This is a genomic window from Halobaculum sp. XH14, from assembly GCF_032116555.1.
In the GTDB taxonomy this organism is placed as follows: domain Archaea; phylum Halobacteriota; class Halobacteria; order Halobacteriales; family Haloferacaceae; genus Halorarum; species Halorarum halobium.
In genome coordinates, this window is sequence record NZ_CP134951.1 from 106,706 (window position 1) to 129,094 (window position 22,389).

The following is a 22,389-nucleotide window of genomic DNA, read 5'->3' on the forward strand; positions in this document are numbered from 1 at the left end:
TCTCCCCTTCATGTCGATGTATAACTACGTGTTCCGCCGCGTGGGGTTCATGGCGGTCACGCTGTTTTTCGTCACGCTGATCGCCTTCGCCGTCACCACCATCCTGCCGGGCGACGTGGCGCTGCTCATCCTCGGGCCGAACGCCACCGAGGAGTCGCTGGAGGCGCTCCGATCGCAGATGGGGCTGAACCGGCCGCTGTACGTCCAGTACTTCGACTGGGTGTTCGGGTTACTGCAGGGTGACATGGGCCAGTCGCTCCGTTTTAGCGAGCCGGTCTCGGCGCTGGTCGCCGAGCGCCTGCCCCGGTCGCTCATGCTCGCCGTCTCGGCGACGTTCGTCGCGGTGGTGCTGTCGATCCCGCTCGGGGTCTACGCGGCCATCAACCAGAACGAGGCGCCCGACGTCTCGGCGTCGATGTTCGCGTTCGTCGGCATCTCGATGCCCATCTTCCTGTGGGGGCTGGTGTTCATCCTCGTGTTCGCGGTGTGGTTCAACTTCTTCCCCACCGGCGGCTACGTCCCGCCGAGCGAGGACCCGATGGCCACGCTCTCACACCTCGTGCTCCCGGCCGGCGCGATGGGTTTCGCGCTCACCGCCTACATCATGCGGATGACCCGGTCGTCGATGCTGGAGGTGCTGAGCGAGGAGTACATCAACCTGGCCCGTGCCAAGGGGATGAGCCAGCGGGTCGTCGTGCTCCGCCACGCGCTGAAGAACGCGGTCATCCCGGTCATCACGGTCATCGCGTTCCAGTTCAGCTACGCGTTCGGCGGGGTCGTCGTCCTGGAGGAGGTGTTCTTCTGGCCCGGCATCGGTCGGCTGACGCTGACCGCAATCCAGAGCAGGGACATCCCGCTCATCCAGGGCTGTATCATCGTCGTCGCGCTGATATACATGTTCTCGAACTTCGCCGCCGACCTGCTGTACGCCTACTTCGACCCGCGGATCCGCTACGGGGGTGAGGAGTGATGGCGACAGAGCAGGAGGCACCGACCGACCGTGGAATCGGCATCAGCGACGCGCGGCGCGAGCGGCTCGGCCGCTTCGCGCGCAAGTTCCGCCACAACACGAAGGCGATGCTCGGGCTGACCATCGTCGCGTCGCTCGTCCTCGTCGCGTTCTTCGCGCGGCCCATCGTCGTCGAGGGGATCACGGTCCAGCCGTTCTCGCTGGCGCCGTACCCCGTCGCCGAGACGAACATCCCCGACCGGACGCAGGCGCCGTCGCTGGCGCACCCGTTCGGCACCGACGACCTCGGCCGCGACATCTTCAGCCGGGTCGTCGTGGGGAGCCGCATCTCGCTGTACGTCGGCTTCGGCGCCATCTCGGCCGCGCTCGTCGTCGGCGCCGTCCTCGGCGTCGTCGCCGGCTACGCGGGCGGGCTGACCGACGAGCTGCTGATGCGCGTGATGGACGCCGCCATGGCGTTCCCGCCGGTGCTGCTCGCGCTGACGCTGCTGGTGGTGCTCGGGCCGGAGTTGAGCAACGTCATCATCGCGCTGGCGTTCGTCTACACGCCCTACATCGCCCGCGTCTCGCGGAGCGCGGCGCTCGCCGAACGGAACGAGTCCTACGTCGAGGCGGCGGTCGCGCGCGGGGAGAGCGACTCGCGCATCGTGTTCGCCGAGGTGTTCCCGAACTGCACCGCGCCGATGCTCGTCCAGGGGTCGCTGAACATCTCCTTCGCCATCCTGGCGGAGGCCAGCCTCTCGTTCCTGGGACTCGGGGCACAGCCGCCCCGGCCCTCCTGGGGGCTGATGATCAACACCGGCCGCGGGTTCATGGAGACCGCGCCGTGGATGCTGCTGTTCCCGGCGCTGGCCATCGGCATCGCCGTCGTCGGATTCAACATGCTGGGTGACGGGCTCCGCGACGTGCTCGACCCCAAGGTGGAGGCGATAGAATGACCGAGTCACCGACCCGGTCCGACGGCCCGCTCCTCGACGTTCGAGACCTGCGGACGGAGTTCCGCACGGAGGAGGGACCCATCGTCGCCGCCGACGAGGTGTCGTTCAATCTCGACCGCAGGGAGACGATGGGGCTGGTCGGCGAGTCCGGCGCGGGCAAGTCGGTGACCGCGCGCTCGCTCATGCGGCTCATCGACGCGCCCGGCGATATCACGGGCGGCGAGGTCGTGTTCGACGGCGAGGACCTCCTCTCCTACACGGAGGCCGAGATGCGGGACGTGCGGGGCAACCGCATCGCGATGATCCCGCAGGACCCGATGTCCTCGCTCAACCCGGTGATGACCGTCGGCGAGCAGATCGCCGAAACCATCCGCCGCCACCAGGGCGCCTCGAAGAAGGCCGCCCGGGAGCAGGCGATCGAGGCGATGGACGAGGTCGGCATCCCGGACGCCGCCGAGCGCGTCGACGACTACCCGCACGAGTTCTCGGGCGGAATGCGCCAGCGCGTGCTCGTCGCCATCGGCTTCTCCTGCGAGCCCGACCTCATCATCGCCGACGAGCCGACGACCGCGCTCGACGTGACGACGCAGGCGAAGATCCTCGAACTGCTGAACGACATGCAGGAACGGGAGGGCACCGCGGTGCTGATGATCACCCACAACCTCGGCGTCGTCGCCCAGACGTGTGACCACGTCGGCGTGATGTACGCCGGGAACCTCGTCGAGACGGCGCCGCTGATGGAGCTGTTCGACCGGCCGCGCCACCCGTACACGCGGGCGCTCATCGACTCCATCCCGGAGGTCGAGACCGACTACGACGAGCTTCCGACCCTCGCGGGCTCGATGCCCGACCTGGGGGACCTGCCCGACGGCTGCAACTTCGCGCCGCGGTGTCCCCACGCCACCGAGGACTGCCGGGTCGGCGGCGACCCGCAACTGGATGGCGTGGCCGATGCCCCGTCGAAGGCGGCCTGCATCCACGCCGCGGACCTCGACCTCTCGGAGAGCACGACGCCCGACGCGACCGGCGGCCGGGACGCGGTGGATCGGAGCGGGGAGCCGCTGTTCGAGGTCCGCGACCTGCGCAAGCACTTCGCGGCCGGCGACGGGATCCTCGGCAACCTCCACCTGTCACGGGACGGCGGCGGGCTGCCGACGCTCGAACGCCGGTCCGTGAAGGCCGTCGACGGCATCAGCTTCGACGTCCACGCGGGCGAGACGGTCGGGCTGGTCGGCGAGTCCGGCTGCGGGAAATCGACGGTCGCGCGGACCGCGTTGCGGCTCATCGAGCCGACCGACGGCGAGGTGTACTTCGAGGGCCAGCCGGTCCACGACCTCGGCTCGACCGAGGTCAGGAGCCTGCGCCGCGAGATGCAGATGATCTTCCAGGACCCCGGGAGCTCGCTCAACCCGCGCAAGACCGTCGGCCGCATCGTCGGCCGCGCGATGGAGAAACACGACATCGCCACCGGCGAGGAGAAGCGCCGGCGCGTGCGGGAGCTGCTCGAGCGCGTCGGGCTCTCGGGCGAGGCCGCCTCGAAGTACCCCCACGAGTTCTCCGGCGGGCAGCAGCAGCGGGTCGCCATCGCCCACGCGCTGGCGGTCGAGCCGAAGCTGATCGTCTGTGACGAGCCGGTGTCCGCGCTCGACGTGAGCGTGCAGGCCCAGATCCTCAACCTGCTCTCGGACCTCCAGGCCGAGCGGGGGCTGGCGTTCCTGTTCATCTCCCACAACATCGGCGTCGTTCGGCACATCTGCGACCGCGTCGCGGTGATGTACCTCGGCAAGATCGCCGAGTTCGGCACGGTGGACCAGGTGTTCTCCGCACCGTTCCACCCCTACACCGAGAGCCTGCTCTCGGCGGTGCCAAACGCCGACCCGCACCGGCGGCCGGAACGCATCCTGCTGGAGGGGAGCGTCCCCTCGCCCATCGATCCGCCGTCGGGCTGTCCGTTCCAGACGCGCTGCCCGCGGAAGATCGGTGACGTCTGCGAGACCGACGTCCCCCCGCTGGAGGACGTCGGCGAGGGCCACCACATCTCGTGTCACCTCTCGATCGAGGAGATGAGCGAGCGCGAATCGTTCATCGCGGCCCCCGAACCGGACGCGGGCGCGGCCGAGTCCGACTGACCCGCCGCCGGTGAACGGGGGCGGGGCGCGTCGCCACCCGAGGCGGCCGTCCGCTGTCGGCTGCCGCGCCGGACTCGACGACCGATCGGTCGAACGATCAGCGATCGGATGAATACGACGAACGTTCAAACGAATTGGCGTTTCGACGGGGGCGGGCGGCTATCGGTTCAAAGTACCCTGATTAGGCTCGAACCGTCCGGTATCCCCCTTTTGACGTGATCAATTCGGGACGACGTCGACCGACCAGAAAACTGGACCGACTTCACCAGATCCGACACGAGTGGGCGGTAGAGGTCACGTTTCCGCGATTCATCGAAGAAGGTTGGTCGATCCCCGTCGATGCTGATGTCGTCTCCACGGAATAGTCCGGAGATGGACCGGTTCGAGTGACTCGTCCGAACCGACGCGGGGCGGTCACCCGTCCGGGTTCGGGACGAGCGCCCCGCTCAGTCGATAGCAGACGACGTCGACGAGCCCGAACAGGAGGCCGACGGCCAGCCCGACGATGGCCCCGCCGGCCGCGCCGATCAGCAGCAGGAAGGCCGACGCCGCGACGTCGACCATCCCGTCGACCACCACGTTCACGGCCGCGATGACCAGCGCGATGCCGACGACGAACCCCATCCCGACCAGCGCGCCCCCGAGCGTCCCGCGCAACAGGAGCCGTCCGGTCTCGCCCGCCTCGCTCCGCACGAGGCCGCCCTCCGCGAACACCCACCGTGTCGAGAGCCAGAGTAGCAGCCAGAGGTAGCCGAAGCCGGCGAGTCCGGGGAGGGTGCCGAACTGGGGCAGCACGTCCGCCAGCCCCCCGCTCGCGTGGCCGAGGATGAGCAGCGGGAGCGCGAAGGCGACGAGGTTGAACGTCGCCACGAGCCAGACTTCCGCCGGGTCGGCGGCCTCACCCATGGGCGAGCACCTCCGCGAGGACGACGACGGCCAGTAGCGACCACGTGGTTACTAGATAGCTCCGTTCGAGCGTCGACCCGAACTCGGATTCTCGACGCAGGTCGGCCCCGGCCGGGACTCGGAGTACGAGCCCCGTCCGGAGGAACGACCCGAGGACGACGACGAGGACGACGAGCAGTTTCGTCGTCAGCAGGCCGCCCCAGCGGGTCGCCGGGCCGGGCGCGCCGAGGGCGCCGAGGTTGCCGACGCCGGTCGCCAGCAGCAGGGCGAGCACGGTCCAGAAGGCGCACTCGACCCGGCGCAGTTGCGCCCGGTCCGGTCTGGCCGGCGTCTGGAAGGCGTACCAGGTGACCGCCGTCCCGCCGACGAGCGCGACCATCGACAGCAGGTGGACGGTCCTGACGGCGACGTGGAGGGCTGTTGCCATCGGCGTCGGTTCTCGGCGGGGTGACAAATAACGGGGTGGTCGCTCACTCGGCGTCGGAACCGCCGTCGAGATACGGGATGCCGACCCACTCGGGCCCGCGGCCGATCCACTGGTGGTCGGTCGCGCCGCCGATCTCGTCGGCGGTCCACTCGATCGGCTCCCAGTCCGGCTCGAAGTTGAGATAGCCCGGTCCGGCGAACAGTTCGACCCGGACGCCGCTAGCCGGGTCCGAGACGTAGAGGAAGTCCGCCTGCGTGATGGCGTGCCGGCCCGGCCCGCCGTCCGGGGCGATGCCGTGCTCGGCGAGGACGTCCGCCGCGTCCCAGAGGTCGTCGAACCCGTCGACGTGGTAGGAGACGTGGTGGAACGTCGACTCGCTGCCCGCCTCCTCGCGGTGGATGGCGATGTCGTGCGGGAGCGCGGTGACCGCGAGCCACCAGCCCCACAGTTCGTCGTCCTCTCCGCGGTACCGCTCGCGCGTCTCGAACCCGAGGACGCCCTGGAGCCAGGCGGCGTGGTCCCGGGAGACGGCGTCCTGGAGGTGGACGTGGTCGATGCGGCGCGGCGCGACCCGGTTCGCCTCGGCCTCGCTGTACAGCCGGTTGTGGAGCTTCGACCGCCGACCCTCCGGCGCGTCGGGCTTCTCGACGTCGTAGTAGAACTCGTACCGGTGGCCGAACCGCTCGACGCGGATCGCCTCGCCCTGTCCGCGCTCCTCGCCGGCCGGGACGTGGGTCACGTCGATCCCGTCGGCCTCGAACTCCCGTGCCAGTTCGCCCAGCGCCGCGGCGTCGCGCGTGCGGAACGCGACGTGGTCCACGCCGCCTCGGTCCGCCTCGGTGAGGCTGAGGGTGTGGTGCTCCCAGTCGCGCATCCCGCGGAGGTATGCCGTCCCGTCGACCCGCTCGGTCACCTTGAACCCGAGCACGTCCCGGAAGAACCAGAGCGACTCCTCGACGTCCGGAGTGTAGGCCGCGACGTGGCCGAGTTTGGCGAGCGGGGAGCTCATCGCCGCTCCCCCCCGCTCGTCGTCCCCATTCCCGGTGCCAGCACCGCTCCGGAACCGCCCGCGTCGTCCGTCCCGCTCGCTACGTGCATGTGGCGCTCGTTCCGGGATGGTCCCCGGCGGTTGTTAATTGATAGCATCGTTCGGTGGGGGTTCACTCGACCAGGGCCGCGACGTTGCCGCCGAGCACCCGCTCGCGGGCCGACTCGTCCAGGTCCATCCCGTCGACGGCGAGCAGGCCGGACTCGATCCACTCGCGACCGCGTCCGGGCCCGAACGGGTAGTCGGTGCCGAACACGAGCCTGTCGTCGCCGAAGAAGCCGTGCGCGCAGTCGTGGGCGATGGCCGAGCCGCTGACGGCCGTGTCGGCGTAGAACTCGCGGAAGTGGTCGCTCGCCCGCTCGGAGAGCTCCGGCAGATCGGTGTCCGCGTAGTTCTCGGGGTACTCCCGGCGCGACCGGACGAACGAGTCGATCCGGCCGCCGTAGAACGGCACCATCCCGCCGCCGTGGTGGGCGAGCAGGTCGAAGTCGTAGGCTTCGGTGACGCCGCCGAACACCAGCCGCGAGAGCGCGAGCGTCGTGTCGAACGGCCAGCCGAAGAGCCGGTGCTCCATGTACTCGCTGGCCCAGTCGTACCAGTCGTGGAGCTGCGGGTGCATCCACAGGGGGGCGTCGTGGCGCTCGGCCCGCTCGAACAGCGGGTGGAACCGCGGCCGGTCGATTGGCTCGCCGTCGACGTTCGAGAACATCTGGATGCCGGCCATGTCGAGCTCATCGATGCACCGATCGAACTCGGCCATGAACTCCTCGTTCACCTTCGGGATGGTGCCGACGGGGACGAACCGGTCCGGGTGGTCGTCGGCGATCCGTCGCACCTCGTCGTTCGCCAGCTTCGTCAGTTCCAGGGCCGTCTCGCCGTCCATTCCCTGCCAGAGCGGCGGGAGCGCGAGCGTGAGCACCTGCCTGTCGATCCCGTACTCGTCCATGTCGCCGAGCCGGCGGTCGAGGTCCCAGAGGAACGACGGGTCGCCCGTCAGCCCCTGGAAGTCGTACTCGGCGACGAGGGTGTCGTAGAACTGCTCGGTCAGGACGTGGGTGTACGCGTCGATGGTGTCCGGCATGTGTGGTGGTGTTCGATCGGTTTGGATGGTTCGGACGATTCGGACGGGTGGGACGGAAATTCCGTGTGACCGAGTCGGTCGGTCGGCCGTCCCGCCTACAGGTTCGAGCGGGCGTCCCCGCCGTCGACCATCACCGCCTCGCCATTGATGAACGACGAGCGCTCCGAGGAGAGGAACGCGACGACGTCGCCGTACTCATCCGTGGGGCCGAGCCGCCCCTGCGGGATGTCCTCCGTCCAGGCGTCGTACCCCTCCTCGTACGTGTCGTGGGCGCCCTGGTCGACGGACGTCTGGATGAGATACTCCATCCGGTCGGTCTCGTGGGCGCCGGGCATGACGGCGTTACAGCGGATCTCCGGGGCGAGCTCCCGCGAGAGCGTCTTCTCCAGCCCGATGACGCTCATCCGCACCGAGTTCGAGAGCACGAGGCCGTCGATGGCCTCCTTCACGCTGTGGGACGTCGAGCAGACGACGGTGCCGCCGCCGTCGGCCCGGAGGTGCTCGACGGACTCGCGCACGAGCCTGACGACGCTCATCACCAGCAGGTCGTAGGCGTCGTACCACTCCTCGTCGGTCGTCTCCAGGAACGGCTTGCTCGGCGGGCCACCGGCGTTGGTGACGAGGTGGTCCAGCCCGCCGAACTCGTCGACGGCGCGGTCGACCAGCGCCGACACGTCGTCCGCGTCGGTGAGGTCGCCCGGCTGGCCGACGACCTCGCCGGTCGCCGCCTCGCGGACGTCGGCCACGGCCGCCTCGAGCCGCTCCTCGTCCCGTCCGTTGACGACGACGTTCGCTCCCTCGCGGGCCAGCGCGGTCGCCGCCGCCTTTCCGAGCCCGCTGCTCGATGCAGCGACGATCGCGGAGTTCCCCGTGATGTCGAGGTCCATGCTGTGAACGTGTCACGAGTTCGGTCCTAACGGCTCACCTTCTGGCAACACTTTCCGACTGTTCGGGGAGGGAGGCGGTCAGGCGGGGCTCGGCGTCCGGGACTGCGAGACGTACGCCGCGAGATCTGTCGTGGTCACGATGCCGATGACGCCGTCGGCCTCGGAGACGATGGGGACGTGGTGGACGCCGTTGTCCAGCATCGCGTCGGCGACGTCGCCGACCGCGTCCTGGGCCGTCGCGGTGATCAGGCCGGTGCTCATGTACGCGGAGACGGGCGTCTCGTCCTTCGGGCGGCGTTCGGCGACGATGCGGACGAAGTCCGTGGAGGTGAGGATGCCCGCGAGTTCGCCGTCGTCGTCGGTCACCAGCACCGAACTGATCTCGTGGTCGAGCATCGTTCCGGCCGCGTCCTCGACGAGCGTGTCCGGCGCGACGGTGATGGGGTCGGAGGTCATGAGTCGCGCGACGAAGATGTCGTCCATGGAACTCCGTTCGTCGGTCGGGTGTTAAGAGTTGTCGTGAGGATGACTCACAACGGGGCAAACGCTGACGGGTGTCGAATTATCCGGTTCTAGACCTGGAGAATAATGTCCGTTCGTAGTGTGTATCCCATTCGAGACGATTATACATCCCCCGGAAACGCATATTCGTGATAACTCTTCCAGCAATTTGGCTATAACTAGGACGATTCAGGAGTAGATTTTTACCCGAGATTCCGTACGGATCGGACCGAAACGGCTGTCGTTTGGGCACGATTGAGCCCAGGAATCACCCGTTCACCCACGGACCATGGTACACGAGAAGGAGCACTGGAAGGAGGAGTTGTACGGCGACGACCTCCGGGAGCGGATCGAGTCGTTCGCCGAAGCGGGATGGGAGTCGATCCCCGAGGACGAGCGCGAGGAGTGGTTCTCGCGCTTCAAGTTCTGGGGCGTCTTCCACCAGCGGAGCGGCCAGGAGAGCTACTTCATGCTGCGGCTGACGAACTGCGGCGGCGTCCTCGAACCGGGACAGCTCCGGGCCATCGGCGAGGTCGCCCGCGAGTACGCGACCGGGCCGGTCGAGAACCCGGAGTTCGGTGACGCCTGGATCGACCTCACGACCCGCCAGTCGGTCCAGCTCCACTGGCTCAAGCTGGAGGACATCCCCGACGTGTGGGAGAGGCTGGAGGCCGTCGGCGTCTCCTCGCGCTCGGCCGGCGGGGACACGATGCGGAACGTCTCGGGCTGTCCGGTCGCGGGCAAGGACGAGCACGAGTACGTCGAGACGCGCCCGCTGCTGGATCGCATCCAGCACGAGCTCCGCGGCGACGACGCGCTCTCGAACATGCCCCGGAAGTTCAACATCTCGGTCACGGGCTGTCGGGAGGGCTGTGCGCAGGACGCCATCAACGACGTCGCGCTCGAACCCGCACGGAAGCTCGTCGACGGCGAGGCGGTGACGGGGTTCAACGTCCGTGCGGGCGGCGGGCTCGGCGGGCGCGAACCGCGCCGCGCCCGCCCGCTCGACGTGTTCGTCACCCCCGACCGGGGGTACGAGATCGTCCGGACGTTCGTGGAACTGTACCACGAGGCGGGCGACCGGAGCAACCGGAGCAAGAACCGTGCGCGCTTCTTCGTCGACGACTGGGGGACGGAGGCGATCCGCGAGGAGCTCGCCGACCGGGTCGCGTTCGACCTCCGGCGTGCGGGGACGAGCTTCCGCACGGAGTACACGTACAACGCCGGCCGGAAGTCCGAACGCGGGAAGCACGACCACGTTGGGGTCCACGACCAGCCCGACGGCCGGAACTACGTGGGGCTCAGCGTCCCGGTCGGCCGCATGGGTGCCGAGGAGACCATCGAACTGGCCGACATCGTCGACGAGTACGGCAGCGGCGAGGTGCGGCTCACCCGCCGGCAGAACCCCGTCATCGTGGACGTGCCGGACGGGGCGCTCGAGGACTTGCTCGCCGAGCCGCTGCTCGAGACCCACACGCCGGAGCCGGGCGTGTTCGGCCGGGGCGCGGTCGCCTGCACCGGCACGGAGTTCTGCTCGCTCGCGCTGACCGAGACGAAGGCTCGGACGGCCGCGATGCTGCGCTGGTTCCGGCACAACGTGGAGGTCCCCGATGACGTCTCGCAGCTGAAGCTCCACTTCTCGGGCTGTACCGCGGACTGCGGGCAGGCGATGACCGCGGACATCGGGCTGCAGGGGATGCGCGCCCGCAAGGACGGCGAGATGGTCGAGGCGATGGACGTCGGCGTCGGCGGCGGCGTCGGCGCGGAGCCCTCGTTCATCGAGTGGACGCGCCAGCGGGTCCCGGCCGACGAGGTGCCGGGGATGATCCGCAACCTCGTCGGGGCGTTCGCCGCGCTCCGGGAGGACGGCCAGACGTTCCGCGAGTGGGTCGACATGACGGGCCACGAGACGCTCGTCGAACTCGCCGAACCGGAGGAGACCTCCTACGAGGACCCCTGCCTCCACGACGCGAAGCAGTCGTGGTACCCCTTCGACGACGGCGAGAGCCCGGCCCCGACCGACGTGAACGACGAGCCGCTCCCGAGCGATGACTGAGGGGGACCGGCACCCGGCGACCGGCCGCGAGCACGCGTCGATGGACGCGGCACCGGAGCTGTTCCCGCTCGACTGGACCGCCCCGGACCCGGTTCTCGACAGGGAGCGGCCGGAGGGGGGCGAGCGGTGACCGACCCCGTCCCGACGACCTGTATGCGGTGTGCCGTGGGCTGTGGCCACCTCCAGCACGGCGTCGACACCGGCTACGGCATCGCCTCGGTGCGCGGCGACGTCACCCACCCGACGAACCGTGGGCTCGCGTGCCAGCGCGGCATCCGCGAGACGGCGGACCCTGCGGGCGAGTGGCTCACCCGACCGCTGATCCGCGAGGGCGACGCGCTGCTCCCGACGACGTGGGACGTCGCGCTCGACCGCGTGGTCGAGGGGTTCTCGAACGCGCTCGCGGGCGACTCCGACGGCCTCGCCGTCCTCGGCAGCGGCCAGCAGACCAACGAGGCCGCCTACGCGCTTGGGAAGCTCGCCCGCGGCGGCGTCGGCACGCGGTACTACGACGCGAACACGACGCTGTGCATGGCCAGCGCGGTGACGGCCTACTACGACGCGTTCGGCAGCGACGCGCCGCCGTGCACGTACGACGACGTCGACGACGCGGCGACACACGTCGTCTGGGGGGCGAACCCGGCGGTCGCGCATCCGGTGATGTTCCGCTGGATCGAGGAGAGCGCCCGCGAGGACGACAGCAGGCTCGTCGTCGTCGACCCCGTCGAGACGAAGACCGCGGGCGTCGCCGACGAGCACGTCACCCCTGACCCGGGCACCGACCTCGCGCTCGCCCGAGCGGTCCTCGCGCGGGTCGTCGAGCGCGGGGGGGTCGACCGCGCGTTCGTCGACGCGGCGACGGAGGGGTTCGCGGACCTGGCTGCCGCCCTGCCGTCGGTGGCCGACGCCGCCGAAACCGCCGGCGTCGACGTCGAGACGGTCGACGCGCTGGCGGCGGCGTTCGCCGACCCAACCCTGGTCTACTGGGGGATGGGCGTGAACCAGAGCGTCCAGGGGACCGACACCGCGGCCGCGCTCGTCGACCTCTGCCTGGCGACCGGGAACCTCGGTCCGGGCACGGGGCCGTTCTCGCTCACCGGCCAGGCGAACTCGATGGGCACGCGCGTCGTCTCCTCGAAGGGGTCCTGGCCCGGACAGCGCTCGTTCACGGACCCCGACGAGCGCCGGGTCGTCGCCGAGGCGTGGTCGGTCCCCGTCGACCGCCTGCCCGCCGACCCCGGCCCAGGCCCGGTGGGAACCGTCGAGGCCGTCGAGGACGGCCCGGTGGAGGCCGTCTGGGCCGTCGCCACGAACCCGGTTGCGGGGATGCCCGACGGCTCCGTCGTCCGCAAGCGCCTCGAGGACGCGTTCCTCGTCGTTCAGGACGCCTTCCACACCGAGACGGCCGAGGTCGCCGACGTGGTGCTCCCGGCGGCGACGTGGGGCGAGTCCGACGGCACGACGACGAACATGGAGCGCCGGGTCTCGCGCGTCCGCCCGGCGATGGACGTGCCGCCGGGGGTCCGGACCGACCTCGACGCCATCACGACGGTCGGCGACCGGCTCGTCCCGGGGCTGTTCGACGCGACCGAACCCGAAGCGGTCTTCGAGGAACTGGCCGCGCTCACCGCCGGCACGCCCGCCGACCTGTCGGGCATCAGCTACGACCGGCTGGACGCGGCGGGAGCGGTCCGCTGGCCGGCGCCCGACGCCGTCTCGGAGGGCGGCTACCGCTACCTCGCGGACGGCGCGGCCGGCGAGCCGGACGGTTGGACGTTCGAGACTCCGTCGGGCCGGGCGCGGTTCTCGTCGGCCCGCCACGCCGGCGTCCCCGAGCCCGTCGACGACGACTACCCGCTCACGCTGACGACCGGCCGCGAGGCCGACGGCTACAACACCGGCGTCCGGTCGCGCGACGCGGACTCGCCCGCCTCGCCGCTGGCTCGTGTCAACCCGGCGACGCTCGACGCGACGGGCGTCGCGGCGGCGACGGGAACTGGCAGCGGCGACGGCGACGCAACCCCCGGGGACGAAGGCGACCACGGCGACCGGGGCGACGGCGGAGCGACCGCGCTGCTCGACTCCCGCCGCGGGCGCGTGCCGGTCCGCGTCGATTCCGACCCGGCGGTCCCGGAGGGGCTCGTCTGGCTCCCGATCCACCACCCGCGGACGAACGAGCTGACGCTGCCCGAAACCGACCCCCGCTCCGACGAGCCGAACTTCAAGCAGTGCGCGGTCCGGCTAACGCCGGCGACGGGGACGGGCGAGAGCGCCGTCGCGGACGCGGAGGCGATCCGCGGTGACTAGCAAGGTCGAACAGCTCTGTCTCGCCACGCTCGGGTTCTTCTGGGCGTTCCTCATGTGGTTCTCGACGGCGGCGTTCAGCCCGAGCATCGGCGTCGCGTTCGGGCTCACGACCGGCGAACTCGCGCTGCTGGCGAGCTCGGCGCTCTGGCTCGCCCCGCCGGGTCGCGTGCTGGCGGGCTGGGCCGCCGACCGCGTCGGCGCCCACACCACGTTCACCGTCATCCTCGCGGTCACCGGACTGGTGAGCATCGTCTCCTCGTTCGTCACGAGCTACGAGGTGCTGTTCGTGGCCCGACTCGTCGTCGCCTCGGCGGGCATCAGCTTCGTCGTCGGCATCCAGCACGTCGCCCAGTGGTTCGACGAGCACGAGATGGGCACCGCGGAGGGGCTGTACGCCGGCACCGGCAACGTCGGCGCGGGCGTCGGCGCGCTGGTGCTCCCGCGGCTCTACGGCGTGAACTTCGGCGACGCGTTCCTTCACCTCGGCGTGGGCGCGCTGCTCATCGCGGGGCTCTACTGGTGGCGGGGCGTGCCCGCGAAGGACGCCGCGTCGGCCGAGGTCGCCCGGTCGAACGCGTCGCTGAAGGACACGCTGTTCGTCTGGACGCGCTACTCGGCCATCGCGCTCATGCTGGCGTACGCGATGTCGTTCGGCCTCGAGACGGCGATGAACTCGTGGCTGCCGAGCTACTACGCCACGGGCTTTGCGAACGAGATCGGCGATCTGGGTTTCGAGGGCGTCGCCGCCGTCCAGACGGCCGCCGGGACGTTCGCGGCCGTCCAGTCGTTCAACGCCTCGCTCTGGCGGCCGTTCTCGGGGTACATGTCCGACCTCTGGCAGCGCAAGGGGTGGACGCCGTACCCGGTGCTCGCGGACGACCGACCGTACTCCCCGCGGGTCCACTGGCTGCTGACCGCGCTCGTCTGCATCACGGTCCTGATGGTCGCGCTCACCGTCGTCGGGATGCTCGGGCTGCTCCCCGCCTCGGTCGTCGTCTTGGCGGCGTTCGGCGTCGCGGTCAGCTTCGGCACGGGCGGCGTGTTCGCCATCGTGCCGGTCCTGTTCCCGGATCGACCGGGGACAGCCTCGGGGTTCATCGGGGGGATCTCCACGACCGGCGGCATCGTCTACCCGGTCGTGTTCGGCGGCGTCGGGAGCATCCACGCGGGCTACGCGGTCGTCGCGATCGCGTTCTTCCTCCCGATCATCGCCTTCTACGTCCGGGTGATGGGTCGCGGCGGCGGGGTCGCGGAGGGTGGAATCGGCAGCCGGGAGCGCTGGCTCGGCGAGGAACCGGCCGTCGCCGGGGGCGACGACTGATGTCCGGCGGCGAGCCGACGCCAGACGAGGACGACGGTCGCGGACACGACGACTGGTACCGCTGGGGGCGCGCGGTGCTGTACGCCGAGATGGCGCTCGCGGTGCTGGTCACCGTGTTCTCGCTGTATCTCGCGTTCACCGGGCGGGCCGGGCTCCTGACCTGACGCGCCCGCCGCCCGCCCTCAAAACGAGAGGTGGGAGGTCGAACTCGGGCCGTCGTCGTCGCCCCAGCCGTCGTCGTCCTCGATGCCGCCCTCGTGGACGAACGCGTAGCCGTCGTCGGTGAGATACACCGTCCCGTCCTCGACGCTCACGTCGACGCCGACGAGCGTCGTGTGGGCGGCGTCGCCGTTGTCACAGTGGCCCGAACAGGAGTCGAACGTCGACCCGTGTTTCGGACAGATCAGCTCCCCGTCGCGCATCGCGACGCCCATCCCGCGGTCGAGCCGCTGGGCCTCGTGCGTACAGCGGTTCACCCACGCCTCCACGCCGTCCTCACAGGGGACCAGGATCACCTCGTCGTCGGTGCCGTGGGCGTCGGTGGCCGTGAACAGCCACGAGCGCCCCTCGCGGACCGCCTCGACCGTCGTGAGTTCGGTGCGTGTGCTCACATCCGCGAGACCCGCCCGTCGGCGAAATTTCTTTCCCTCGGCGCGTCCCCGCGACCGACGTCCCTCCGAACCCCGTGCAGGGACCGCTACTGCTCGGCCGGAGGGGCCTCGTCCTCGGGGCGCGGCAGCGGGAACGAGACGCCGGTCTGCTCGCGCGAGACGGCCCAGAGCCGTCGCGCGGCGGCCCGGTCGTGCGAGCGGTCGGACGACTCCTGCCGCTCGGGCGCGCCGCGCATGTTCATGAGCCCGCCGGGACCGTAGTACGCGCCGCCCTCGACGTCCGGCGCGGTGGCGGCGTACAGCGACGGGAGCGCGCCGGCGGCCGCCGACTGGCCGAGCACCGCGTTCGCCGCGCGCATCACGAGTGCCTTGAGGCGCGAGCCGTCCATCTCCGCGCCGCGGGACTGGAGGTTCGTGGCGGCGTAGCCGGGGTGGACCCCCACGCTCGTCACGTCGGCCGGAACCGAATCTGCCGCTGTTTCCGCCGATTCTGCGTCGTCCGCGCGCCGATCCAGTTCGTACGCGAACAGCAGGTTCGCCAGTTTCGACTGGCCGTAGGCGTCCCACCGGTCGTACTCCCGCTCGCCGTGCAGGTCCTCGAAGTCGATGCGGCCGTTCTCGTGGAGGCCGCTGGAGACGGTGACGACCCGCGCGTCGTCCGCGAGGTCCTCGAACAGCAGGCCCGTGAGCGCGAAGTGGCCGAGGTGGTTCACCCCGAACTGCGTCTCGAACCCGTCGGCCGTCTCGCGCCGGGGGATCGCCATCACGCCGGCGTTGTTGAGCAGCACGTCGATATCGGGCTTCTCGCGCTCGTCGGCCGCGAACGACCGGACCGAATCGAGGTCCGCGAGGTCGAGTTCCGCGACCGTCAGGTCCGCGTCGGGGACGTCCCCGCGGACGTCCCTCGCGGCCGACTCGCCGCGTTCGACGCCCCGGCACGCCATCACGACCGTCGCGCCGGCGCGGGCCAGTTCTCGGGTCGCCTCCAGTCCGATGCCGCTGTTCGCCCCGGTCACGACCGCGCGTCGGTCGGACTGGTCCGGAACGTCCGCCGCCGTCCAGGTCATACCGGTCCGTGGGGTGCTACGACCTAAACCTGTGGCCCCGACCGGCGCGCCGCCCGAACCCGCGTTCCGATACACCTAAGAAATAAATGTAGTATTGAAATCTGTTACGTTCGAAGATCGATCCGGCTCCTCCGGGGAGAGGCCCTCGCCGGCGGGAACCGCGGGGACCTTTGCGGTCCGTCCACGTAGCCGGAATGAATGGCCTCCGAACGCGAGAGGATGCTGAACGGCGATCGCTACGACCCGACCGACCCGGAACTCGTGGCCGAGCGCGAGCGGGCGAGGCGACTCGTCCGACGGTACAACCGGACGACTGCGGACGAGTCGGACCGACGGGACCGGTTGCTCGCGGAGCTGTTCGGCACGGTCGGTGACGACCCGTACGTCGAACCGCCGTTCCGCTGTGACTACGGCGACAACGTTCACGTCGGCGAGAACTTCTACGCGAACTTCGACTGCGTCGTGCTCGACTGCTGTCGCGTGGAGTTCGGACGGGACTGCAAGCTCGGCCCCGGCGTCCACGTCTACACCGCGACGCACCCGCTCGACCCGGCAGAGCGGGCCACCGGCACGGAGTGGGGCGAGCCCGTCACGGTCGGCGACAACGTCTGGATCGGCGGGCGGGCGGTGCTCAACCCGGGAGTCACCGTCGGCGACGACGCCGTCGTCGCCTCCGGCGCGGTCGTGACCGAGGACGTCCCCGACGGCGTCGTCGGGGGCAACCCTGCGACGGTGATCAGGGGGAGCACGCGGGACTGACTCGGCCCCGATCCGCGGGCCGAACTCGTCCAATCATTTCGAACTGTCTCATGTACTGTCAGTATACATATCTTTTCTCGTCTTCCCGGATTCGACCGTCGGGAGAGCGCTTTTCGCGTCTCCCGCCGAGATGAGGGTATGGACGGCGCCTGGGAGCAGAACCGCGAGCGGCTCGCGTGGGCCGCCGTCGGCCTCCTCATCACGGGACTCGCGGCCTACCTCGCCCGCTCGTTCGTCGGCTCGATCGTCGTGGGCGTGTTCCTCTACTACGCGACACGGCCCGTGTTTCGACGGCTCGCGGCCCGGACCCGCCGCCGTGACGTGTCCGCGCTGGTGACGCTGCTGGTCGTCGGGCTCCCGCTGCTGCTCGTCATCGCCTACACCGGGCTCGTCGCGCTCCGCGAGGTCGGACAGCTGTTCCAGGGCGATCAGCTCGAAGCCTACCGGGAGATGCTGGCCCCGTACGTGAACATCGCGTCGCTGGCGCGGCCGGACGAACTGGTCGGGCTCCTGGGTGAGAACGCCGACCTGCTCGCGGACTCGGCGGGGGCCATCTTCATCTGGTTCGTCCGCCTGTTCGTCATCCTCACGGTCGCGTTCTACCTGCTCCGGGACGGCCACGCTGCCGCCGCGTGGTACCGCCGGACGTTCGGCGGCGTCGACGGCGCGGTGGCGTTCGCGGAGGCCGTCGACGCCGACCTCTCGACGGTGTACGTGGGCAACGTCCTCACCGTCGCCATCACGGCGGTCATCGCCGCCGTCGTGTTCCTGGCGTTCAACCTCGTCGCCCCGCCCGACGCCGGCGTCACCCCGCCACTCCTGCTCGCGCTGCTCGTCGGCGTCTTCACCCTCTTGCCGGTGCTTGGCATCAAGATCGTCTACGTCCCGTACGCCGGCTACCTGCTCGTCCGGAGTCTCACCGGCGACGTGGTGCCGCTGTGGGTTCCGGTCGCGTTCTTCGTCGTCACCGTCGTCGTCGTGGACACGGTTCCGGACGTGTTCATCCGCTCGTACGTGTCGAAGGGGAACGTCAACATGGGGCTGATGCTGCTCTCGTACGTGTTCGGCACGTTCGCGTTCGGCTGGTACGGGCTGTTTCTGGGTCCCGTCGTGCTGGTGCTGTTCGTCCACTTCGCCACGCGGATCCTCCCGAACCTGGTCGAGACGGGTCGGAAACGGGTGTTCACCGAGTGACCGGTCACCCTCGTAGCGGTCGCGGGGCGGGGGAAACGGCGGCCGGCGAACCCCGGCCCGTCCTACTCGGTAGTGTTGGTGGTATCAATGGCGTCGGTGGCGGTGGTACCGTCGGTCGTCTCGGTCGTCTCGTTGCCCATCGCGGTTCCGGTCGCCGTCCCCGTCGCGTCGGTTTCGTTTCCGACGGCGTCGGTCCCGGTCGGCGTCCCCGTCTCCTCGGGCGTCTCGCCCTCCTCCGGCGGGACGATCCTGACGACGCGGCCGGTGTCGCCCTCGGGGACGCCCTCCTCGTTGACGAGGACGTACAGCTCCCCGTCGTTGTCCCGCCCGAACATCCGGACGAAGAAGCTGAACCCCTCGGTGAAGACGAGTTCCTCCATCTCCCAGAGCTCGTCGCGCGGCACGTCGCCCTCGGAGGGCCCCCCGGGGGTCCCCGTTCCAGTTCCGGTCCCGGTTCCGGTCTCCGTGCCGCCCCCGGTCTCGTTGCCGACGGCCGTGCCGGCGTCCGACTCGTTCCCGCCGGCGGTCCCGGTACCGTCGGGCGTCGTGGTCGCCCCGTCGCTGTCGAACCCCGCGGGCGGCGTCGCCGTGAGCACCCGACCGTCGGGTTCGGCACGGGCCGGGTCCGAGGTCCACACGCCGTAGACGTACTTGCCCGTCAGGCCGGGGATGGTGCTCGCCTCGTAGCGGTGGCCGCCGACGATGGTGATGCCGACGCTCTCGCCCTCGTACTGGTGGGGGAACTCCACGATGGGGTCCTGCAGTTCCGACCCGTCGTAGGGAGCCTCGTTCGGCTCCGTGTCGGGACAGTCGGTTACGGCGTCGACCTGGCTCGGGTCCTCCGTGCTGAAACAGTGGGTACCCTCCTTCACGTTCCAGCCGTAGTTGCCGCCGTTCTCGACGAGGTCGGCCTCCTCCCAGAGGTTCTGGCCCGCGTCGGCGACGAACAGGTTCCCCTCGCCGTCGAACGAGATGCCGAACGGGTTGCGGAAGCCGTAGGCGTAGATCTCGTCGAGGCCGGGGGTATCCTCGCCCGCGAACGGGTTGTCCTCGGGGATGCCGTAGTTCCGGGCTCCGGCGTCGCCGTCGCCCGGAGCGGCCGTCTCCGTGCCCTCGGGCGTTCCGGTCCCGTCTTCCGTCGCGGTGCCGGCGGGCGTCCCCGTCGGCGTGTCGGTTCCCGTGCCGGTTCCCGCGTCGCCCGCGGCGTCGCCGCCGTCGACGTCGATCCGGAGCACGTCGCCCAGGAGGTTGTCCTCGACGTCCTGCCCGTTTCCGCCCGCGTTGGCGTCGTACCAGTCGTCGACGTGGCCGTACATGTCGTCGTTGGCCCCGCCGCCGTCTCCCATCGGGACGTAGAGGTAGCCGTCCGGGCCGAACGCGATGGGGCCGCCGTCGTGGTTGTACTGGGGCGAGGGGATCGAGAGCAGGCGCGTCTCGCTGTCCGCGCTCGCACTGCTCAGGTCTTCGGCCGCCTGGAACTCGGAGACGACCTCCACGTGGTCCCAGCCCATGTCGATGAGTTCCTGGGTCGGGGGCGCGCTGTAGTGGAGGTAGAACCGCCCGTTGCTCGCGAACTCGGGGTGGAACTCGACGCCGAGCAGGCCGCGCTCGTCGTACGACTGCGTCTGGCTGGCGTAGGAGCCGTAGAACGTCCCGAGTTCGACCATCAGGTCGCTCACGTCGACGAACGGCTCCGACCGGCGGCCGCCCTCGGGGGTGACGACCCAGAGTTCGCCGGTCTGGTCGGCGACGAAGTAGCGTTCCTGCTCCCCGTCGGCGACCGCGAAGTCCGTCGGCGCGGTCATCCCCTCGGCGACCGTCTCGTAGCCGACCTCCGTGCCGGGGGCGAAAAAGCCCGTGTTCCCGAGCGCGTCGGTCCCCCCGCCGCTCCCGCCCGCCGTCTCGACGTCGCCGATCATCGTGTTCGGGTGGGCCTCACAGAGGTACGTCGTCATCTCCTCGCTGGCCGTGAACGTCACCGTCTGGGTCGCGCCCTGCTCGCTCATGAGCTCGGTCCGGACGAGGTCGTTCCCCTGGTCGTCCTGCACGACGAAGTTGTGCGGCTGTCCGTCGCCGTTCTCCCACGTCACCTCGTACTCCTGGCCGGGCTGTAGCCGGAGGGTCGGGTTCGTCGTGCTCGTCCCGCCGATGTACGGCGCGGACGTGTCCCCCTCGTACTCCCACCCGGGAGTCACGCCGAGCAGTTCGATCACGGTCGTCTGCTGGGCGAAGCTCGCGCCGGCGAAGCCGGACGCGATTCCTCCCGCCGCCGCGGCACCCAGGAGCCGCCGCCGTGACGTCCGCCAGGTCCCCCGTGGTTCGCGGCCGCCCGCCTCGTCCGTCGACGCCTGCTCGTGCCGGTCGGATGTCTCATCTGGTGGCATGAGCGAAAACGTATCGACCTGCCGTTCAAAAAATGCCCACGTTCGTTTACCCGTGCTCGACCGGAATAACACCGTCATTCGTCCCGTCAGGTGCTGAAACGGTGTCTTACGTCCGCGATGTCGGCGTCGTCACTCCGCCGGACGGGTCGCGTTCGCTCCGATCCCGTTCGGCGGGCTTACCGCCGATAGCCACCGTCTATCCCCCGGAACGGTCGAGTATCTGAACGAACCATCGCTCGGCGGGGCCGCGAGGGGCCGCCGGCGTCTCACGCGCGGGTCGTGGCGACGAGGATAGTCCCGTCGAACGGACGGTAGGAGGGCTGAAACCCGGCATATACAACCCGACCCGTCAAGCGGACGCTGTCGCAACGCGGGAGGTATGGACCGTCGGACGCTGCTTCGTGGAGCGAGTGTCGTAAGCATCGGCGTCGCCGGCCTCGCGGGGTGCTCGTCGCCCCAGGACGGCGAGGGGCTGGGCACCGAGACGGACGCCGGCGACGGAACCGAACCCGCGACCGGAACGCCGACACGAACCGCGGAGGAGACGTCGACGGAGACCGACACCACCGCGGGGGAGGCGACCGACACCGCGACCGGGGAAGGGACGGACACCGAAACGGGGACCGAAACCGACGCCGCCACCGGGACCGAAACGGGGACCGGAACCGAAGCGGGAACCGAAACGGCCGGCGGTGCGGGCAGCTACGAGTTCACCGGGGTGGTCGAGGCGTGGACGGGCGAGGCTCCCGCCGCGATCGCCGGACGGGAGAACCCGACGCTCCAGTGGCAGGCGGGCCAGCAGGTTGAGGTCAGCTGGGAGAACGGCGACGGCCAGCCCCACGACTTCACGGTGCAGGACGCCGACGGCAACGTGCTCGAACAGAGCGAACGGACCTCCGAGCAGGGCGTGGTGACGACGTTCTCGTTCACGGTCACCGAGGAGATGACGACCTACGTCTGCACGATCCACCCGACGACGATGGTCGGCGAGATCGCGGTGAGCGCCTGAGGACGGATCCTCCACGCGTCGGCGGCCGAAGAAGATCGGCGGGGTGACCCGGTCGGTCCGGGCGTCCGTGCTACAGGTCGGTTCGGAGACGGACCGCGTCGTCGGTGACCCGCGCCACCGTCTCCTCCTGGAGCGGATACGCTCCCTCCTCGTCCGACGCGTCCGCCCAGCCAAGTTTCGCCGAGATGGTCTCGACGATTCCCGGGTCGGGGTCGACGTACGCCGTCCCGTGTCGCACGTCGACGATTCGCCCGACGGTGTCCTCGCCGTACACGACCTCCTTGCCGACGTCGTCCTCGGTGACCGAGCGGTCGGTGTCGTTGTTTTCCATCGCGGGAGACGATTGGTCAGGTGCCGGAAAACCCCCGTGCCCGTATTTGCAAGCGGGACGCCCGTCCGGGGGTCAGTCGACCGACGAGTCGACGAGCGAGCGGAGCCGGGTCAACAGCGCCAGTTTCTCCCCGTCCTCGACGGTGACCGTCTCCGTGCCGTAGTCACAGTCGACGAGTCCGACGTCCTCCAGTTTCGGCAGGTGGCTGTGGAACATCGTCAGCCGGACCTGGTCGTGACGCTCGACGTCGGGGCCCTGGCCCCGCGCGCGGCGCTCCTGCCGGACGACGTCGGCGACGAGGTCGTCGAGGGGCCGTTCGTCGGCGTCCTCGAGCGCCCGGAGGAGGTACCGGCGACGCGGGTGACGGAGGACGTCGAACAGCTCGTCGACCTCACTCGACTCCAGCGTCCGGATTCCTGCAGGCTGGGGCGACGCAGTCCTGTCGGTGTGGGGCATACAGGTG

22 protein-coding genes are annotated in these 22,389 nt (G+C 70.0%); 11 read left to right on the forward strand and 11 right to left on the reverse strand.

Going from position 1 to position 22,389, the window contains the following annotated elements; all coding sequences use genetic code 11:
- The first annotated feature begins 10 nt into the window (after positions 1-10).
- The 3 genes from RJT50_RS18170 to RJT50_RS18180 are packed head-to-tail and all read left to right on the forward strand — an operon-like array spanning position 11 to position 4,037.
- Complete coding sequence (locus RJT50_RS18170; RefSeq protein WP_313696154.1) at positions 11-970, forward strand: ABC transporter permease; 960 nt, start codon at positions 11-13, stop codon at positions 968-970.
- Complete coding sequence (locus tag RJT50_RS18175) at positions 970-1,908, forward strand: ABC transporter permease (protein WP_313696155.1); 939 nt, start codon at positions 970-972, stop codon at positions 1,906-1,908. The genes RJT50_RS18170 and RJT50_RS18175 overlap by 1 nt, the downstream gene beginning before the upstream one ends.
- On the forward strand, positions 1,905-4,037 hold the full coding sequence (locus tag RJT50_RS18180; protein WP_313696156.1) for an ABC transporter ATP-binding protein: 2,133 nt from the start codon (positions 1,905-1,907) through the stop codon (positions 4,035-4,037). The genes RJT50_RS18175 and RJT50_RS18180 overlap by 4 nt, the downstream gene beginning before the upstream one ends.
- A 414-nt stretch (positions 4,038-4,451) precedes the next feature.
- On the opposite strand, the gene RJT50_RS18185 is transcribed toward RJT50_RS18180, so the two are convergent.
- The 6 genes from RJT50_RS18185 to RJT50_RS18210 all read right to left on the reverse strand — a co-directional run bounded on the left by RJT50_RS18185 (position 4,452) and on the right by RJT50_RS18210 (position 8,869).
- A complete protein-coding gene (locus RJT50_RS18185; RefSeq protein ID WP_313696157.1) occupies positions 4,452-4,943 on the reverse strand; it encodes a DUF7965 family protein in 492 nt (163 codons plus the stop codon).
- On the reverse strand, positions 4,936-5,370 hold the full coding sequence (locus RJT50_RS18190) for a hypothetical protein (RefSeq protein ID WP_313696158.1): 435 nt from the start codon (positions 5,368-5,370) through the stop codon (positions 4,936-4,938). Before RJT50_RS18190 ends, RJT50_RS18185 begins: the two co-directional genes overlap by 8 nt.
- A gap of 43 nt (positions 5,371-5,413) precedes the next feature.
- Entirely contained in the window at positions 5,414-6,379 is a 966-nt protein-coding gene (locus RJT50_RS18195) for a VOC family protein (RefSeq protein WP_313696159.1), read from the reverse strand.
- A gap of 151 nt (positions 6,380-6,530) precedes the next feature.
- Positions 6,531-7,499 (reverse strand): amidohydrolase family protein, encoded by a 969-nt coding sequence (locus tag RJT50_RS18200; RefSeq protein WP_313696160.1) that lies wholly within the window; start codon positions 7,497-7,499, stop codon positions 6,531-6,533.
- 95 nt (positions 7,500-7,594) lie between these two features.
- Complete coding sequence (locus RJT50_RS18205) at positions 7,595-8,386, reverse strand: SDR family oxidoreductase (RefSeq protein WP_313696161.1); 792 nt, start codon at positions 8,384-8,386, stop codon at positions 7,595-7,597.
- A 78-nt stretch (positions 8,387-8,464) separates the two neighbouring features.
- The gene (locus RJT50_RS18210) at positions 8,465-8,869 is read right to left on the reverse strand and encodes a CBS domain-containing protein (RefSeq protein ID WP_313696162.1); all 405 of its coding nucleotides are present in this window, start codon (positions 8,867-8,869) and stop codon (positions 8,465-8,467) included.
- Between the two features lie 307 nt (positions 8,870-9,176).
- Here RJT50_RS18210 and RJT50_RS18215 point away from each other — a divergent pair, with 307 nt between their 5' ends.
- From RJT50_RS18215 to RJT50_RS18235, 5 genes are read left to right on the forward strand one after another with little or no spacing between them, the layout of a single operon-like run.
- Positions 9,177-10,943: a nitrite/sulfite reductase gene (locus tag RJT50_RS18215; RefSeq protein ID WP_313696163.1), complete on the forward strand. Its 1,767-nt coding sequence runs from the start codon at positions 9,177-9,179 to the stop codon at positions 10,941-10,943.
- On the forward strand, positions 10,936-11,073 hold the full coding sequence (locus RJT50_RS18220; RefSeq protein WP_313696164.1) for a hypothetical protein: 138 nt from the start codon (positions 10,936-10,938) through the stop codon (positions 11,071-11,073). Before RJT50_RS18215 ends, RJT50_RS18220 begins: the two co-directional genes overlap by 8 nt.
- Positions 11,070-13,250: an assimilatory nitrate reductase NasA gene (gene nasA, locus RJT50_RS18225; protein ID WP_313696165.1), complete on the forward strand. Its 2,181-nt coding sequence runs from the start codon at positions 11,070-11,072 to the stop codon at positions 13,248-13,250. The genes RJT50_RS18220 and nasA overlap by 4 nt, the downstream gene beginning before the upstream one ends.
- Complete coding sequence (locus RJT50_RS18230) at positions 13,243-14,571, forward strand: MFS transporter (RefSeq protein WP_313696166.1); 1,329 nt, start codon at positions 13,243-13,245, stop codon at positions 14,569-14,571. Before nasA ends, RJT50_RS18230 begins: the two co-directional genes overlap by 8 nt.
- Positions 14,571-14,735: a hypothetical protein gene (locus tag RJT50_RS18235; protein WP_313696167.1), complete on the forward strand. Its 165-nt coding sequence runs from the start codon at positions 14,571-14,573 to the stop codon at positions 14,733-14,735. Before RJT50_RS18230 ends, RJT50_RS18235 begins: the two co-directional genes overlap by 1 nt.
- Positions 14,736-14,753: 18 nt before the next feature.
- Here RJT50_RS18235 and RJT50_RS18240 read toward each other — a convergent pair whose 3' ends face one another.
- Together RJT50_RS18240 and RJT50_RS18245 are read right to left on the reverse strand one after the other, a co-directional pair.
- On the reverse strand, positions 14,754-15,182 hold the full coding sequence (locus RJT50_RS18240; RefSeq protein ID WP_313696168.1) for a Rieske (2Fe-2S) protein: 429 nt from the start codon (positions 15,180-15,182) through the stop codon (positions 14,754-14,756).
- An 86-nt stretch (positions 15,183-15,268) separates the two neighbouring features.
- On the reverse strand, positions 15,269-16,249 hold the full coding sequence (locus tag RJT50_RS18245) for an oxidoreductase (protein WP_313696169.1): 981 nt from the start codon (positions 16,247-16,249) through the stop codon (positions 15,269-15,271).
- 198 nt (positions 16,250-16,447) lie between these two features.
- On the opposite strand from RJT50_RS18245, the gene RJT50_RS18250 reads away from it, so the two are divergent.
- Both RJT50_RS18250 and RJT50_RS18255 read left to right on the forward strand, forming a co-directional pair.
- A complete protein-coding gene (locus RJT50_RS18250) occupies positions 16,448-17,008 on the forward strand; it encodes a sugar O-acetyltransferase (protein ID WP_313696170.1) in 561 nt (186 codons plus the stop codon).
- Between the two features lie 138 nt (positions 17,009-17,146).
- On the forward strand, positions 17,147-18,202 hold the full coding sequence (locus tag RJT50_RS18255) for an AI-2E family transporter (protein ID WP_313696171.1): 1,056 nt from the start codon (positions 17,147-17,149) through the stop codon (positions 18,200-18,202).
- 62 nt (positions 18,203-18,264) lie between these two features.
- Here RJT50_RS18255 and RJT50_RS18260 read toward each other — a convergent pair whose 3' ends face one another.
- Positions 18,265-20,586 (reverse strand): PQQ-dependent sugar dehydrogenase, encoded by a 2,322-nt coding sequence (locus RJT50_RS18260; RefSeq protein ID WP_313696172.1) that lies wholly within the window; start codon positions 20,584-20,586, stop codon positions 18,265-18,267.
- Positions 20,587-20,965: 379 nt separating this feature from the next.
- Between RJT50_RS18260 and RJT50_RS18265 the strand changes: the two genes are divergently transcribed.
- Entirely contained in the window at positions 20,966-21,595 is a 630-nt protein-coding gene (locus RJT50_RS18265; RefSeq protein WP_313696173.1) for a cupredoxin domain-containing protein, read from the forward strand.
- A gap of 70 nt (positions 21,596-21,665) precedes the next feature.
- On the opposite strand, the gene RJT50_RS18270 is transcribed toward RJT50_RS18265, so the two are convergent.
- The gene (locus tag RJT50_RS18270; RefSeq protein WP_313696174.1) at positions 21,666-21,926 is read right to left on the reverse strand and encodes a PRC-barrel domain containing protein; all 261 of its coding nucleotides are present in this window, start codon (positions 21,924-21,926) and stop codon (positions 21,666-21,668) included.
- A 72-nt stretch (positions 21,927-21,998) separates the two neighbouring features.
- Positions 21,999-22,382: a DUF7344 domain-containing protein gene (locus RJT50_RS18275; protein ID WP_313696175.1), complete on the reverse strand. Its 384-nt coding sequence runs from the start codon at positions 22,380-22,382 to the stop codon at positions 21,999-22,001.
- Between the last annotated feature and the right edge of the window lie 7 nt (positions 22,383-22,389).

Coding starts and splice junctions, on each gene's coding strand:
- RJT50_RS18220 (WP_313696164.1), top strand. CDS start 10,936: ATGACTGAGGGGGACCGGCACCCGGCGACCGGCCGCGAGCACGCGTCG.
- RJT50_RS18175 (WP_313696155.1), top strand. CDS start 970: ATGGCGACAGAGCAGGAGGCACCGACCGACCGTGGAATCGGCATCAGC.
- RJT50_RS18180 (WP_313696156.1), top strand. CDS start 1,905: ATGACCGAGTCACCGACCCGGTCCGACGGCCCGCTCCTCGACGTTCGA.
- RJT50_RS18245 (WP_313696169.1), bottom strand. CDS start 16,249: ATGACCTGGACGGCGGCGGACGTTCCGGACCAGTCCGACCGACGCGCG.
- RJT50_RS18215 (WP_313696163.1), top strand. CDS start 9,177: ATGGTACACGAGAAGGAGCACTGGAAGGAGGAGTTGTACGGCGACGAC.
- RJT50_RS18275 (WP_313696175.1), bottom strand. CDS start 22,382: ATGCCCCACACCGACAGGACTGCGTCGCCCCAGCCTGCAGGAATCCGG.
- RJT50_RS18170 (WP_313696154.1), top strand. CDS start 11: ATGTCGATGTATAACTACGTGTTCCGCCGCGTGGGGTTCATGGCGGTC.
- RJT50_RS18185 (WP_313696157.1), bottom strand. CDS start 4,943: ATGGGTGAGGCCGCCGACCCGGCGGAAGTCTGGCTCGTGGCGACGTTC.
- RJT50_RS18255 (WP_313696171.1), top strand. CDS start 17,147: ATGGACGGCGCCTGGGAGCAGAACCGCGAGCGGCTCGCGTGGGCCGCC.
- RJT50_RS18195 (WP_313696159.1), bottom strand. CDS start 6,379: ATGAGCTCCCCGCTCGCCAAACTCGGCCACGTCGCGGCCTACACTCCG.
- RJT50_RS18270 (WP_313696174.1), bottom strand. CDS start 21,926: ATGGAAAACAACGACACCGACCGCTCGGTCACCGAGGACGACGTCGGC.
- RJT50_RS18235 (WP_313696167.1), top strand. CDS start 14,571: ATGTCCGGCGGCGAGCCGACGCCAGACGAGGACGACGGTCGCGGACAC.
- RJT50_RS18260 (WP_313696172.1), bottom strand. CDS start 20,586: ATGCCACCAGATGAGACATCCGACCGGCACGAGCAGGCGTCGACGGAC.
- RJT50_RS18250 (WP_313696170.1), top strand. CDS start 16,448: ATGGCCTCCGAACGCGAGAGGATGCTGAACGGCGATCGCTACGACCCG.
- RJT50_RS18205 (WP_313696161.1), bottom strand. CDS start 8,386: ATGGACCTCGACATCACGGGGAACTCCGCGATCGTCGCTGCATCGAGC.
- RJT50_RS18210 (WP_313696162.1), bottom strand. CDS start 8,869: ATGGACGACATCTTCGTCGCGCGACTCATGACCTCCGACCCCATCACC.
- RJT50_RS18200 (WP_313696160.1), bottom strand. CDS start 7,499: ATGCCGGACACCATCGACGCGTACACCCACGTCCTGACCGAGCAGTTC.
- RJT50_RS18190 (WP_313696158.1), bottom strand. CDS start 5,370: ATGGCAACAGCCCTCCACGTCGCCGTCAGGACCGTCCACCTGCTGTCG.
- RJT50_RS18265 (WP_313696173.1), top strand. CDS start 20,966: ATGGACCGTCGGACGCTGCTTCGTGGAGCGAGTGTCGTAAGCATCGGC.